The sequence below is a fragment of the Sinorhizobium garamanticum genome, assembly GCF_029892065.1.
GTDB classification, from domain to species: Bacteria; Pseudomonadota; Alphaproteobacteria; order Rhizobiales; family Rhizobiaceae; genus Sinorhizobium; species Sinorhizobium garamanticum.
Genome location: NZ_CP120373.1, coordinates 3,092,764 through 3,107,266, shown reverse-complemented (window position 1 = coordinate 3,107,266; position 14,503 = coordinate 3,092,764). Strand labels below are relative to the sequence as shown.

The following is a 14,503-nucleotide window of genomic DNA, read 5'->3' as shown; positions in this document are numbered from 1 at the left end:
GGTTTTCCGTTCCACCCCGCGTCAGCAAGGAAGCGGGGTGAGGAAAAGTGTGTGCGGTTTCCGTCCCACCCCGCGCCGGCAAAGAAAGCGGGGTGAGGAAAGTGTGCGGCTCTGGGCCCCGGCGGAGGCGGGAGAACATGAATCGATTTCTCTGAAACCAAGCGCAAACCCTTGAAACGCTTGCGGCAATCGCCAGGGCCACAGCCGACTCACGCATCCGCCGATCGCCGCTGCACGACGCCGAGCACGGTCGTGTGCTTGCGGCGGAAGATGCGGCCGATCGAGAGCAGCGAGAGGTCCTTGCGGGCGTCGTAAACCGCGCGCATGCAGGCGTGCCGGGGCTCGACCAGCCGGCGCTCGCGGCGCACGCTGATGATGTCCTCCCAGGTGATCCCCGGGAAACGTTCGAGCACGGCCGCGACGATCGCCTCGACCGCCGGCACGTGCTCGGCCTCCTCGCCCGCCCGTTGCCCAAGAAGCGCCTGCGCCTGCGCGATCAGCCGCGCCCCGGCATCGGCGAGCTCCGTCTCGAGCGCCGCGATCCGCCGCGCCTTCGCGGCGTTGTCCCCGGCAAGTGCTTGAAGCCGCCTTTCGAGTTCCGCCGCCGCGGCGGCCGAAACGACCGCGTTTGCCGGCCGCACCAGCCGCTCGCGCACAGCGCTGTAGTGCCGGGTGAGGCGCATGAGTTGCGACTGCGTGCCTTCCGAATGGTTCGTCATTGCTTACTCCCGTTTCCCTGCCGACGCTGCCGCCGGCCTCGTTTCGTGTTTTCGCGCGCCCATTGAGGGCTCAATTATTTCGCCGGCTAAAGAAATTCGCTTAGCCTCCCTCCGTCCTGCGACCGAGAACACCGTCATCCCTGCACCCTTCTCGTGCAGCCAACCCCAGATCTCCCTCATTCCTGTGCTCGTCACAGGAATCCAGCCACGGCGCGTCCGCGCCGTGAATGACTCCGTCTGAATGACGCTGCGAATGCGGCGCCACCATTCCGCTCCGCGCAAGATTCTCCCGCGCCCAAGGACTTGGGCGCACTGGATTCCTGTGACGAGCACAGGAATGAGGGAAGGGTGGCGCTGCGGCTGTGCAAGACCGACCCAGCCGAGGCATGCTCGGCCGTTGATGCTCTGTGCGCCCAAGCATTTCGCCATCCCCTGCACCCGTCTTGTGGCCAACCCGGGACCGCGTCATGCCTCTGCCCGTCTTGTGCGCCCAACCCAGCACTCCCTTATCCCTGCTCCCGTCTTGGGTGACCACACCCGGGACTCCCTCATCCCTGCTCCCGTCTTGCGCGCCCAACCCAGCACTCCGTCATTCCTGTGCTTGTCTTGTGCGGCCAACCTCGGGGACCCCGTCATCCCCTGCACCTGTCTCGTGCGGCCAACATTCTAGAACTCCCTCATTCCTGTGCTCGTCACAGGAATCCAGCCACGGCGCGTCCGCGCCGTGAATGACCCCGTCTGGCCAAACACCGACGCTGCGAAAGTGGCGCCACCATCCCGCTCCGCGCAAGATTCTCCCGCGTCCAAGGACTTGGGCGCACAGGATTCCTGTGACACAGGAATGAGATGCGCGGTGTGAGGCCCAACCGAGCGTCCCTCCGTCATTGACCCTGCTCCGGCAAGGGCGATGCCGGCAGCACGGCCTTTTGGCCGCCGGCGCCCCGCTCGGCCGAAGGCGGCGTGGCCTCGGCCCGATCCGCAGTCACCTGCGCGCGAAACCGGGCGTGAAGCGCCCGCACCCGCGCCTTGCTTTCCGGCGATGGCTCGGGTCGCGATAGCGCGTGCAAGGTCTCCACCATCGCCCGCGCCCGGGCCATGTCCTCCCGGACGCCGAGCGACTCCTTTCGGGCGAGCGCGGCGAGCTCCGCCGGCAAGGGCATGAAGGCGGGCTTCACGGTGGCATATTCGCCGCGCTTCAGCTTCACGATCGCCGCCATCAGCCCGCATGCCGGCACGTTCGAAAGCGCAAGCGTGTATTCGCGCAGGAAATCGCCGGGCGCGATTGCCGCCGGCGCCGCCATGCCGCCGCGCTTCAGCGCGTCGAGGCACTCGGCCACGCGCTCCGGCCCCGCCGGCTTCAGCCTATCGGCGAGCCTGCCAATCTCTTCGTTCAAGTTCGAAAGTCGTGCCGGTAAAGTCGTCATCGCCTGCCCGTCCCAATACCCTGTCGAGTTCGCGTTGCACCTCGTCCTGATGCGCCCTGAAATTGTGCGCCCTGAAATTGCCCTTCCCGTCGACCCGACCAGGCGGCGCCCGCCCGCCGAAGGCCCGTGGCCGCCCGGCATTGCGGATCCAGTTGCGCCAGGTCGCCTGCCAGTCGAGCTTGGTCGCCTCGCGCCCGGCCTTGGCGCGCCAGTAGTCGCGGAATTTCTCAAACTCGGCCTCCGCCGCCGCCCGGCCGAAACCTTTGCCCGCCGCGAATTCCCAGTCGGGCACGAAAGCGTCGGGCAGCCGCGTCCCCCGCCGCCTGCCCTCACCCCGATTGGCCCCGCCCCTGTTGGCCCCGCCCCTGTTGGCTTGCCGATTCGTGGGCTGCCGATGCTCAGCTTGTACGCGCGCACATGCCAGGCTTTCGCCGTCCCGATGCGCAGCCTCTCCGATCTCGCGACGCCCGTCCCGATACGCCGCCTCCCGGTAGGCGGCCTCGCCATGCCCCATCTCCCGGTGCCCGCCCTCCGTTGCGGCGCCACGATGCTCAGGCTGCGAGGGCTCGCCTTCTCGGAGTGCCGCCGGGAAAACCCGAGCGGTGTCGCCCCGCGCGACAGGGAGTCGGAGGTCCGGGGCAGCTGGGCTCTGGCCAGCGGGACTTTCGCCAGCCCGGCGTGCAGCGCCGAGTGTCGCGCCAGTGACGCACCGATACTCCGCCTCCCGGCAGGCGGCCTCGCCATGTCCCACCTCCGGATGGCCTTCCCGACGCTCGGCCCGCTGAGACGCGCCTTCTCGTCGGCCGGCCGGAAGCATCCCGGCGGCGTCGCCCCGCGCATCGGGGTGCCGAAGGCCTGGGGCAGTCGGGTTCGGGCCAGCGGGAATTTCGCCAGCCCCGTGTCCAGCCCCGTGTGTTGCGCCGAGGGTCGTGCCAGACACGATCCGGCCAGCAACGACCGGCCCCGCGGCTGTTGGGTTTGGGGTTGGGTTAATTTCTTTAGGGGGTGCGGGGGACCTTTCTTTATCGGGAAGGGGGGCGTCACGCTCCGTCACGTGGCTGTCACCGGCCGTCCCGTGACGCCCATCCAGCCCTTCGCCTTCCGTTCCCTCCTCGCGCGCCAGCCTTTGCCGGCGACGCTGCTGGCGGGCGCGGTCGGACGCGCGGCGGCGCTCCAAAGCGTCGAGCGCACCAACCTCGGCGACCGAGACCGCCGAAAGGATCATCTCCGGCGTCGCCCCCGCCTCCACCAGCGCCTCGACGATCGCCGAGATCCGCAATGCCGCTCCCCTCATCCTGCCATCCGCCTTTCACGCGCAGCGCCGCGCCTTGGCGCCGCCACCGTTGGAATTTCCACATCACTCCCGGACCGGCGCGCCGCTCCAAGAAATCACAAGAGATCACGCAAGGACGCGCCACATCCTGCCCCGCGCGGACTTCCCCGCCGCGGCGCCGACTTCGCTGCGCAATCCATCGATGTTCTCGAATTCCCGCTCGGGCCGAGCCGGCCGGCGGGACCTCCTTCCTCATCCGCCCGGCCGCGGCCGGGCGACATCTGGTTCGGGTGCGAAGCCCTGTCGGTTGAGGTCCAGCCGACAGGGCTTCGCGCTGATCGCCGGGGAGGAGAGCGGCGATCAGTTCCTGCGGGTGCAGGAAAAGTGCGAAGCGGTTTTCCGTCCGCACCCCGCATCCCCAAGCAACCCGGGGTGCAGGAAAAGTGCGAAGCGGTTTTCCATCCGCGCCCCGCACACCCAAGAGACCCCGGGGTGCAGGAAAAGTGCGAGACCTGCACCCCCATCCTCGGGGAACGTGCGAAGGCGCTTTCCGTTCGCACCCGCACTCCGAGAAACTTGGGCGCGCAGATTTACGAAGCGGACTTCCGCCTCCGCCCACACCTCAAATATCGGGAAGATCGCCCTTCCCCCTTTGGGCATCGCAGCGGACGCCCTCAAGCTGATCTAGGGCATCGCCGAAGGCTTGAAAGGCGCAAGCCGGACGAAGGTCAGTAAAATCTTACGCTGCCGCCTCTTCATCACCGCCCTCCGTTGTTCCGCATTTCCATGCCGTCATGAATGACATCGTTCGTGTTGCCATGTCAACATGATTTGTGTTATTCATGTCGCTATGTTCCGAACCACGAGCGAGAAACATGTTCCGAGCCATGAGCGACAAAGCTGAAAGATTGCGCGAAGCGCGCCAGAAGGCCGGCTATCAGTTTGCCTCCGATGCCGCCAACGCGCTTGGCATCGTCGCTTCGACCTATCGCGCCCACGAAAACGGGCAGAACGACTTTGAGCTCGCCGAGGCCGAGATCTACGGCCGCCGCTTCAACGTCGATCCGCTGTGGCTCTTGGCCGGCGACCGCCGGACCGGCAACGGTACTGCGCCCGCGGGGCCTGTGGGGATCGCCGAGCCGAACGGTACGCTTCTCACCCCGCTCGTCGGCCAGGGCAAAAAGATCCCCGTCTTCGGCCAGGCCGTCGGCGGAGTGGATGGTGAATTCCTAATGAATGGCAATGTGTTGTACGAAGTCATGGCGCCGCCGACCCTCTCGGACATTTCCGGCGCCTACGCCGTCTCGGTTTCCGGCGATTCCATGTCTCCGCGCTACGAGGACGGCGAGATCTGCTTCGTCGACCCCAAGCGCCCGGTGAGGCGCGGCGACTATGTGATCGCCCAAATCCGGCTCGAAGAAAACGGCGCGCTGCTCGCCTATGTCAAGAAATTCGTCCGCCACAACACCGCCGAACTGGTGCTCGAGCAGTTCAACCCGCCGAAGGAACTCCGCTTCGACGCCAACACGGTCCACAGCGTCCATTACATCGCGCTCGCCGGGAACGCGTGAGGGGGCGCGGGCGCGGCTGGCGCGCCTTCGCTCCAATCACGAGGGCCGTCGGCATCCATGTCTCCCGCACTCCGTCGTCATCCTCGGGCTTGACCCGAGGATCCAAACACCGGCAGCCGATGGCGCGCTGCAAACTAAAATCGGCCGACCGATTCTGGATCCTCGGGTCAAGCCCGAGGATGACGGACAAGGAAAGCCACGTCGCCCCTATCAAGTCAGTTGAGTCTCTGATGCACGAGAACAAAGCGCGCCCTCGTTCCTGCACCTTCGCTCCATTCACGGGGCCGTGTGCGTGCATGTCCCACACTCCCTCCGTCATCCTCAGGCTTGACCCGAGGATCCAAAGACGGCCAGCCGATGGCCCGTTGCGGAGATACAGCCTCGCCGCTTTGACAGCGCATGAATGACTGCTGAGGCCCCCAATTCCTCATCAAACACAAACCGTGTCGGCAACACGAAAACAACACGCTCCGTGTTGACACTATTCGTGTCGCATGGAATGTTCTGTTCAACACGAACAACATGACCGATGCGCCCGCCCGGCCCATCGGAGACCGGGAGAGCGCTGCGGCCGCATGTCAATCCTCACGATAAAATCCGGCCTGCACGGCCATGTCGATGAACTCTTTGCCGCCGATCTTCGCCGGTCGAGCGATGCCGAGAACCAGCAGGCGCTGAAGACCTTTCTGTTAAGCGTCTATTCCAGCCTCGCCTCGCTCGCCTGGCATCTCGGCGCCGATGGCAATGTGTTCCAGCGCGAGGCCCTGCCCGCCTCCGAGCTTACCGACGACGCCTTCTTCGACCTCAACCGCGAGCGCGAATTTTCCGTCGGCGGCACCGGCCGCGACCAGCGCCTCGTCGGCACCCACAATCATCGCCAGCAGTTCTAGGTGTTGGTCATGCGCGCCGAAACCTACGCCGTCGTCAATCTCGCCGCCTTGAACCTGATCGAGGCGATGAGCGCCGCCTATTACGCGACCGAGGCCGAGGCCGCCGCCCGGCATGCCTTCCGCGTCCGGGAGATGCTGAAGAAGATCGCCGCGGCGCTCGAACAGGAACTCGGCCATGACGCCGTCGAGGCAAAACCCGCACCGCCCGGCACGATACCTCCATCAGCGACAGCCCCTGCCCTGAAACTCGTGTCCTCTCCGCGCCGCTCAGCCGTGCCGGATTGCGACAGAAAATACGACAACTCGAAGTATTGACGTGCTGTCCGGGCGCGCTCGTTCGCAAAGCTCTTCATCTGAGGTTCAGGATCGATCCCCGAAACTACAGGAGCTTCGCGCGTCTGATCAGACGCGCGAAGGACGCTGTAGCATTTTGAGCTACCGCATGTTTCAGCCTTAAATCGGCTACGATTCAAGGAAACATGCAGCAAGCCAATGCGTTGATCTGGATAATGAAGAAGGAGCCCGAGCCATGAAGTTTTTGACCATTGCAGCCGCAGTTGGCGTGGCACTCACGGCATGCGCCGGGAGCGCATTGGCCGATCCCTGGAAGGACGAAAGCGGCCATGGGCGCTGGCGTTGGGGCGGGTATTACGATGAACCCCGATATGAGCGCCGGGCCTACAAGGAAGAATATCGTCGCGGCCGGTGCAAGATCGAGCGGAAGTGGGACGACGACGAGTACAAGGAAGAGATCAAGTGCAAGCGCGCTCGCCCGGTCTACGGATATTACCGCTACTGAGCAGCCGCTCGCGCCGCCACGTGGCGGGCCCTTCTATGAGTCCGATTGAACGCGACGCGCTTTAGATCGACCGACTTGATGAGGAAAGGCGGGGTCGCCATCGTCAAGGCTCAACTGTCTTTACGAGGGAAAAAAGGGTCCGCAAAACCAGCTACGCTACTGTCGTGTAATGTGATCAGACGCGCGGCGCTGCCGAGATCGCGATGACCTCGAGCTCGTGATCGCCCACGCTCACGACATCGCCGACGGCCTTGCCCATGAGGATCCTTGCGACCGGCGAGACGTAGGAAATCGATCCGGCCTTGGGATCGGCTTCGTCTTCGCCCACGATCCGATAGGTCTGCACCCGTCCGTCGTCGCGGCTGAAAGTGACCGTGCTGCCGAAGGCAACCGTGTCGTTCGACGTCGGGTCCGGGACAAGCTGGGCCGTACGAACGCGTTCGGCAAAGTAGCGCAGGTCACGCAAGGGGTTTGCCGCCTGCCGCCGCCGTTCATTCACGTCCTCAATCGCGCTTGTCGCATCATAGGCCTCGCGCGCTTGCCTAAGCTGCATTTCGAGCGCCTTCAACCCCGCTTCCGTGACAAGGTTCGGATGGGGCGAAATCGCACGGTCGGGCAGCAGGGTTTCCGCAGCCGTTTCGGCACTTTCTTCCTTGACGAAGGCAACGCTCACGATCGAACTCCGTTTCAAGCAATTCCAGGAAAAGTGTATAGCGGTTTTCCGTCCGGAATTGCGCAATCTAGAGGAGCAATTCCGGGAAAAGTGTATAACGGTTTTCCGACCGGAATTGCGTCGTTTCAAAGAGTTAGAGATGCGTTCTGACAACGCCGGCGAAACAACCGCGTTATCAGAACCAGGGTTGCGACGACCACGGACCCAACCGGTGGCCGACACCGACGAACACTATACGATGTTTCCGACGGTCGGCGCGACTGGAATTCCGCCCGATGCCCATGTCCGCTTCCGACGCCCTGCCGACCACCACCGTCCACAACCGTGTTCGCAATTTGGGGGAGGCTTCGACATTTCCGCCATGACTTTGCCCTCTGGTAGAGATTGAGATATCGCCACCAGATTCGTCGCCGACAGAAAGGTTTCAAATGACAAGCCTAAGACTGGCAGCCTTCAGCCTCATCGTCTCAACGCTCCCTTTCTCGTCCGCTGCGGCAAACGAAGACGCCTTCCAGTCGAAAGCGCGGGCAGCCTTTGCAAGCGCCATTGAAGAATACAAAATTCCCGGGCTCGTCGTGGGCGTGACCAAGAACGGCGAGCACAGCTTCTATGCGACGGGCCTGGCATCGCGCGCCGACAACCGTCCGGTAACCCCCGACACGCTTTTCGAACTGGGGTCGATCAGCAAGGTCTTCAACGTGACGTTGGCGGCGCTCGCCGAGCAGCGCGGCCAGCTATCCCTCGATGACAAGGTCTCCCGCCATCTGTGCGCCGACGCCTGCTCTATCGGTGACGGCATGACACTCATGGATCTCGCGACCCATCATTCCGGCGGGCTGCCGCTGCAGGTTCCCGATGACATCGCCGACACCAAGGAGCTTGTGAACTGGCTCAAGGACTGGCAACCGCCGCAGCCTGGAACGCGTAGCTATTCCAACATCAGCATCGGCCTTCTTGGCCACATCGCCGCAAGTGCGATGGAAGCGGACTATACACAGGCCGTCCAGACGGTGCTGATCCCCGCATTCGGTCTTGAGAATACCTTTATCGACGTGCCCGCCAAGGCGATGGACAACTACGCCTTCGGCTACGAGCGCAAGACCGACAAGCCGATCCGTGCGGCCCCGGGCGTGCTCGACGCGGAAGCCTACGGCATCAAGTCGAGCGCGCGCGACATGCTGAAGCTGCTCGATGTGGAACTCGGAACCGGCACCGTCTCCCCGGAGCTGAAGGCGGCTGTCCGGCGTACGCAGGAAGGCCAGTTCAGGACCGCCAAATTCACGCAGGACATGATCTGGGAGCAGTACCCGTGGCCCGTCGATCTCGAGACGATGGTGGCGGGGAACGGCTACGACTTCATCCTTCACCCGCAGAAAGCCGACAAAATCGAACCGCCCCTCGCGCCGCAGAAGGACGTCATTATCAACAAAACCGGATCGACAAATGGCTTCGGCGGCTATGTCGTGCTGCTTCCGGCCGAAAACCTCGGCATCGTGGTCCTCGCGAACCGGAATTATCCCAACGAAGCGCGGGTCCGGGCAACCTATGCCCTGATTGAAGCGCTGCTTTCGAAATAGGTGCGCGGTCCGCTTCGAGGCCACCGCGGATAGTTTGGACGGAGAGAGGTCGTGGCACGCTCCCCAAAGCGGACCCTTGTAACAGTTAGGAGGAAAGTCACGATCGAGCTCAAAAGCGGTCGGTCGTGCATTGACCATCTCTCGTGTGACACTTTTTCGATGTCATGGGAATCGGTTGGCTGATAGCATCCGCCTAGAAATAACGACCTATCGGAACAGTTATGGATCGCAACGAAAAGCCTTCCGCACGATATCTTCATCCGTATGCGTGCTTCCAGTGCCGGAAAAGTTTTAGGCGAGCTTCACGGGGGGAAGCTGTTTTGGTCTGTCCTCACTGCGGAGGACCTAGCATCGGGCTAGATCGCAAATTCAAAGCCCCCAAAAATACAGACGTCAAGCAGTGGGACAAAGTTGAAAGACTGGTGCGATACGGTTTCTTATTTGAAAGCGTCGGTGAACCCTACCCAGCAGAGATCGGCGATGTCGACGCATTCGCCCGAAAGCACGCCGCACATCTGATGCGTCAACGCGAACGGCATGCCGGGACATATGCAGCAATCGAGACGGCGCTGAATGAACGTGCAAAATCGGTGAACTTTGTCAACAGAACCTAAGCAAGCTTTTCGACAGTGGTGAATGTGAGAAGCGACCCAGCGGCCGCTGGTATCGGGTGCCGTAGATGGCGATTGAGCCTTCTGCGGCTACAGTTGCGGTCCAAGTGCGTTCCCTTTATGTTCCGTTTGTGATATGCGTGGCTGCGGTGCCGCAGGTGGGAGGACGCGATGTCGGATCAGCAGGCCAAGTTCAATCGCCTGAAGGGCCTCCACGAAGGAGACCGGGCGTTCGTCATACCCAATCCGTGGGATGCGGGTTCGGCTCGTCTTTTAACCAGTCTTGGCTTCGAGGCACTTGCGACCACAAGCGCGGGCTATGCCTTCTCGAAAGGCAAGCGGGATTCCTTTGCAGGTCTTTCCAGAGCCGAGATTCTTGAGAATGCCGCCGAGATTGTCGGCGCGACAGACCTTCCCGTCTCTGCCGATCTCGAAGACGGCTTCGGGGCGGCACCGGAAACCTGCGCGGAAACCGTTCGTATGGCTTGCGGTGTCGGCCTTGTCGGCGGATCAATCGAGGATGCAACCGGCGATCCCAACGCTCCAATCTATGATCTTTCCCACGCGGTTGAGCGCATTCGGGCGGCGGCGGAAGCAATACGCGATCTGCCCTTCCTGCTGACCGCCCGGGCAGAAAATTACCTTTGGGAAAGGCCCGATCTGGATGACACGATCAGGCGGCTGCAAGCCTTCTCCGAAGCAGGGGCAGATGTCCTTTATGCTCCAGGCCTTCCCGACATCGACGCGATCAGAGCGGTGTGCCGCGCCGTCGACAAGCCCGTAAACGTCGTCATGGGACTCCAAGGGCGAAGCTATTCCGTTGCCGAGCTGTCCGAAGCCGGGGTGCGCCGCATCAGTGTTGGCGGCTCGTTCGCGCGGGCCGCCCTCGGCGCATTGATGCGCGCCGCGCAGGAGGTGAAATCATCAGGCACTTTCACCTACGCGGTGGATGCGATCCCTGGCGCGGTCATCGGCCAACTCATGTCACAGGACAAAAACGCCGACCGCACATGACCGCTTCGTCCTGAAACACGGGGGCTAACTCATGAAGTTCGTGAACCCACTGCCCTTCGTGAGCGACATGGATCGCTCAAAGCAATTCTACTCCGAAGTCATGGATCTTCGGATTTTGGAGGATCACGGTAATTTCGTTCGGTTCGAGTCTGGCTTCGCCCTGCACGAGGGAAAGTCACTCCATCAGACGGTGTTTGGCCATGCACCGGACGTAGACCGCCCCTACGGACGGCTCAACCTTGTTCTTTATTTTGAGGTCGAAGACATCGACTCGACATTCGAGCGCATCGCCGAAAAGGTCGAACTGATCCATGAAGTAAGACGGGAGAGTTGGGGACAGCGCGTCTTCAGATTCTTCGACCCCGACCGGCACATCGTGGAGATAGGCGAGCCGCAGTGACAGGTGATTTCTGCGCGCAGCGCAAAGCCGCTCTTCCGGCGACTTGCGTTCGCCCCGCAGAAGGACGTCATCATCAACAAAACCGGATCGACGAACGGCTTCGGCGGCTATGTCGTGCTGCTTCCGGGCGAGAACCTCGGCATCGTGGTCCTCGCGAACAGGAACTATCCCAACGAAGCGCGGGTTCGGGCAACCTATGCCCTGATCGAAGCGCTGCTTTCGAAATAGGTGCGCGATCGGTCCGCTGGTCTGTCGTAGCGGAGACACGGAGTCATTCACGGCGCGGACGCGCCGTGGCTGGATTCCTGTGACAAGCACAGGAATGAGGAGCGGAGGGGAAGCCTCCGTACTGCAAAAGAGGAGGCGCGGTCCGCTCCCGCTGTGCGTGATCAAAGGACACGACAGCAACGTGGTTGCCTTTGGCGGATGTCCCCTCACCAAGTCCGTTGTGTCGTGACGCGCGGCCGCCCCACCCTCCTCATTCCTGTGCTTGTCACAGGAATCCAGCAGCGCCCAAGTCCTTGGGCGCGGGAGGATCGTGCGAATGACTGAAGCGCCACCATAGGTCGCGCGGCAGGCTCTTCGATGGTGGGGCGCGATGTCATAGCTCCCCGCACAATAATGGTCGCTTCCGATAGGTCCGCAGGAACCATTGCCGGCGTGTGCAGTTAGGCGCGCATTGAACGTAGAGTTGAGACAATGAACACCACCTGGGGAGAAGCCGTCATCGTCCAATTGGGCGAACGCGTGGAGATCGTCTGGACGCCAGGTCATGCAGCGCGCCTGCTCAGTGAACATTGGCCCACCGGACACGGTGCCGCTTACCAGACCGCGCTCAATGAGTGTACCGATGCAATGTTTGGCATTTACCCGTGGAAGCAGGCCCGCGACGCCTTCGTCGCGGCTGTCGAGGAGGCCAGCATCAAGAAATTGCGATGACGTCGTTCGGCCGCATCTGAGTCAACCTGGGCGATGGTCCCCCAACTTGCCTCCGGGGTCAGCGGGCTCTTGCTGAGTTGGAACCTCACCGCGCACAGCCCAGAACGAGGCGGCAGCTTCCGCTGAAGAGTGCGGTGCTTGACAGCGCCGGCTGAAGAGCGGAGAACATCCCACATGGGGTTGCGATCACCCCATGAGGCGACAGCCGAAGAATCGCGTCCGATCAACCGCTAGACGGAGGACGCGCCATGTCGTCACTTCTCGAAATTTCACCCGAAAAGCTTGCCCGCCTTATCGGCACCCCGAAATGCCCCGCTCTTATCGACGTGCGCATCGACGAGGACTTCGAAGCCGATCCGCGGCTGGTCCCTGGCTCGGTCCGGCGCGATTACCGCGGATTGCAACTCTGGATCGATGACCTCTGCGGTCAGTCGGTGATTGTCATCTGCCATCGCGGCAAGAAGCTCAGTCACGGCGTTGCCGCCTGGCTCCGCCAGGCCGGCATTAAAGCCGATGTGCTAGAGGGCGGCTTCGAAGCCTGGGCCAAGGCCGGACACCCTGCGGTTCCCGCGTCTGTCCTGCCCAAGCGGGATGAACAGGGGCGCACAGTCTGGGTGACTCGTTCGCGGCCAAAGATCGACCGGATCGCCTGCCCTTGGCTCATCCGCCGCTTCGTCGATCCCAACGCTGTATTCCTGTTCGTCGCCCCGTCGGAGGTCGAGGCGGTCGCGGATCGCTTCCAGGCGACGCCGTTCGACATCGATGCCCCGATCCGCTGGAGCCACCGCGGCGAACTCTGCACGTTCGATGTGATGGTCGAGGAGTTCGGGCTTGCGACGGACCCCCTGCTCCACCTTGCAACGATCGTGCGCGGCGCCGACACGGCGCGGCTCGATCTCGCTCCCCAGGCGCCCGGCCTGCTCGCTGCATCGCTCGGGCTGTCGCGCATCTATGCGGACGACAACGAACAGCTCGAGGCAGGCTTGCTCCTGTACGACGCGTTTTATCGCTGGTGCCGCGACGCCACCGACGAAACGCACAACTGGCCGAAAAAGGGAGCATGAATGGTGGCCGACATTCCACGGAACACCAGCACCACGTCGGAGCCCCAGTTGAGCCACGGCATTTCCTTCGCCGAGGCGCTGCGCGTCTGGGCGCGCGTGGCTGCCTTGAGCTTCGGCGGTCCCGCCGGGCAGATCGCGATCATGCATCGCATCATCGTCGAGGAGAAGCGCTGGATCGGTGAAACGCGGTTCCTGCACGCACTCAATTACTGCACGCTGCTGCCGGGGCCGGAGGCGCAGCAGCTAGCGATCTATATCGGCTGGCTGCTGCACAAGACCAAGGGCGGGCTGGTCGCCGGAATGCTTTTCGTGCTTCCCGGCGCCGTCGCCATCATGGCGCTGAGCTGGATCTACGCCATATTCGGAAATGTCGGAGCCGTTCAAGCGCTGTTCTTTGGGTTGAAGGCTGCGGTTCTGGCGATCGTGCTCGAGGCGGTAATTCGGATCGGCCGGCGGGCGCTCAAAAACAATGTCATGCTGGCGCTCGCCGCCGGGGCGTTCATCGCGCTTTTCCTGTTCCGTGCGCCCTTCCCCATGGTCGTGCTCGCCGCGGGCGTCATCGGCTATGTTGGCGGCCGTGCCGGCTGGGCGGCGTTTCATGCGAGCAATGGCCACGGGAAGGTCGGCAGCAGACAGGTCGCAGACGTCGACAGCGCGCTCGGCGGAGAGATTCCGGCCCACGCCCGCCCACCGGTGAGTTGGTCGCTCAAGGTCGCCGCAGTCGGTCTGCTGCTTTGGGGCGGGCCGGTTTTCGCCCTGCTGATATTTCTGGGACAGGGCAACGTCTTCACGGAAATCTCGATCTTTTTTTCCAAGATGGCCATGGTCACCTTCGGCGGTGCCTACGCAGTTCTTTCCTATGTCGCCCAGCAGGCGGTCGAGAATTATCATTGGCTGAAGCCCGGCGAGATGCTTGACGGTCTCGGCATGGCGGAGACAACCCCCGGTCCGCTGATCATGGTGACGCAGTTCGTTGGGTTCATGGGCGCTTACCGAGACCCGGGCTCCCTCAATCCCTTGCTTGCCGGCACGCTGGGCGGACTGCTGACGACCTGGGTGACCTTCGTTCCCTGCTTTCTCTGGATTTTCCTTGGCGCACCCTTCATGGAAACGATGCGCAGCAACAAGGCTCTGTCGGCCGCACTTGCGGCGATCACGGCTGCGGTCGTCGGCGTCATCCTCAATCTGGCGGTGTGGTTCTCGCTGCACGTGCTGTTTCGCGAACTCTATGAGGCGCGTGGGCTCGGCATGACGATCGATGTTCCCGTCTTGAGTTCGGTCAACGTCGCATCGCTGATCCTGACACTCGCGGCCATGGTTGCAGTGTTTCGCTTCAAGATTGGCATGCTGACGGCTTTGGCCGGCTCTTCCCTCGTCGGCCTCGTCTATGGCGTGCTGATGGGGTGGGTCTAGGGCGAAGCTACTGCTTCTTTTTTTAAATCGCAGCTTAAGGCTAACAACATGCAGCAATTCAAAGTGCTACAGCGGCCTTGCGCGTCTGAGCACAGTGGACGACAGCAGCTCAATTGGTTTGGCGGATGCTTTTTTC

Annotated in this window: 14 protein-coding genes and 1 pseudogene; 11 read left to right on the top strand and 4 right to left on the bottom strand. The window is 62.7% G+C overall.

Going from position 1 to position 14,503, the window contains the following annotated elements:
* Positions 1-209: 209 nt before the first annotated feature.
* From PZN02_RS14540 to PZN02_RS14530, 3 genes are all read right to left on the bottom strand, one after another.
* The gene (locus PZN02_RS14540) at positions 210-719 is read right to left on the bottom strand and encodes a helix-turn-helix domain-containing protein (protein ID WP_280658674.1); all 510 of its coding nucleotides are present in this window, start codon (positions 717-719) and stop codon (positions 210-212) included.
* Between the two features lie 881 nt (positions 720-1,600).
* Positions 1,601-2,113, bottom strand: coding sequence for a hypothetical protein (locus tag PZN02_RS14535; protein WP_280658673.1), 513 nt, complete (start codon positions 2,111-2,113; stop codon positions 1,601-1,603).
* Positions 2,082-3,437 carry a hypothetical protein gene (locus PZN02_RS14530; RefSeq protein WP_280658672.1) on the bottom strand — a complete coding sequence of 452 codons (1,356 nt, stop codon included), beginning with the start codon at positions 3,435-3,437 and terminating at the stop codon, positions 2,082-2,084. Before PZN02_RS14530 ends, PZN02_RS14535 begins: the two co-directional genes overlap by 32 nt.
* A gap of 866 nt (positions 3,438-4,303) precedes the next feature.
* Between PZN02_RS14530 and PZN02_RS14525 the strand changes: the two genes are divergently transcribed.
* The 4 genes from PZN02_RS14525 (at position 4,304) to PZN02_RS14510 (ending at position 6,676) form a co-directional block, all read left to right on the top strand.
* On the top strand, positions 4,304-4,987 hold the full coding sequence (locus PZN02_RS14525; RefSeq protein ID WP_280658671.1) for a LexA family transcriptional regulator: 684 nt from the start codon (positions 4,304-4,306) through the stop codon (positions 4,985-4,987).
* A 575-nt stretch (positions 4,988-5,562) separates the two neighbouring features.
* Positions 5,563-5,877, top strand: a complete 315-nt coding sequence (locus PZN02_RS14520; protein WP_280658670.1) for a hypothetical protein — start codon at positions 5,563-5,565, stop codon at positions 5,875-5,877.
* Positions 5,878-5,886: 9 nt separating this feature from the next.
* Positions 5,887-6,192 (top strand): hypothetical protein, encoded by a 306-nt coding sequence (locus PZN02_RS14515; protein ID WP_280658669.1) that lies wholly within the window; start codon positions 5,887-5,889, stop codon positions 6,190-6,192.
* A gap of 214 nt (positions 6,193-6,406) precedes the next feature.
* Positions 6,407-6,676, top strand: coding sequence for a hypothetical protein (locus PZN02_RS14510; RefSeq protein ID WP_280658668.1), 270 nt, complete (start codon positions 6,407-6,409; stop codon positions 6,674-6,676).
* A gap of 175 nt (positions 6,677-6,851) precedes the next feature.
* Here PZN02_RS14510 and greA read toward each other — a convergent pair whose 3' ends face one another.
* The gene (greA, locus tag PZN02_RS14505; RefSeq protein WP_280658667.1) at positions 6,852-7,349 is read right to left on the bottom strand and encodes a transcription elongation factor GreA; all 498 of its coding nucleotides are present in this window, start codon (positions 7,347-7,349) and stop codon (positions 6,852-6,854) included.
* 428 nt (positions 7,350-7,777) lie between these two features.
* On the opposite strand from greA, the gene ampC reads away from it, so the two are divergent.
* The 7 genes and pseudogenes from ampC (at position 7,778) to chrA (ending at position 14,367) form a co-directional block, all read left to right on the top strand.
* Complete coding sequence (ampC, locus tag PZN02_RS14500) at positions 7,778-8,926, top strand: class C beta-lactamase (RefSeq protein ID WP_280658666.1); 1,149 nt, start codon at positions 7,778-7,780, stop codon at positions 8,924-8,926.
* 782 nt (positions 8,927-9,708) lie between these two features.
* Entirely contained in the window at positions 9,709-10,551 is an 843-nt protein-coding gene (locus PZN02_RS14495) for an isocitrate lyase/PEP mutase family protein (protein WP_280658665.1), read from the top strand.
* A gap of 31 nt (positions 10,552-10,582) precedes the next feature.
* Positions 10,583-10,951 (top strand): VOC family protein, encoded by a 369-nt coding sequence (locus PZN02_RS14490; RefSeq protein ID WP_280658664.1) that lies wholly within the window; start codon positions 10,583-10,585, stop codon positions 10,949-10,951.
* Positions 10,952-11,020: 69 nt separating this feature from the next.
* Positions 11,021-11,179: pseudogene (locus tag PZN02_RS14485) on the top strand (serine hydrolase); the annotation flags it as partial.
* A gap of 471 nt (positions 11,180-11,650) precedes the next feature.
* Positions 11,651-11,890 (top strand): DUF982 domain-containing protein, encoded by a 240-nt coding sequence (locus PZN02_RS14480; protein WP_280658663.1) that lies wholly within the window; start codon positions 11,651-11,653, stop codon positions 11,888-11,890.
* Positions 11,891-12,138: 248 nt separating this feature from the next.
* Complete coding sequence (locus tag PZN02_RS14475) at positions 12,139-12,954, top strand: chromate resistance protein ChrB domain-containing protein (protein ID WP_280658662.1); 816 nt, start codon at positions 12,139-12,141, stop codon at positions 12,952-12,954.
* Entirely contained in the window at positions 12,955-14,367 is a 1,413-nt protein-coding gene (gene chrA / locus PZN02_RS14470) for a chromate efflux transporter (protein ID WP_280658661.1), read from the top strand.
* The last annotated feature ends 136 nt before the right edge of the window (positions 14,368-14,503 follow it).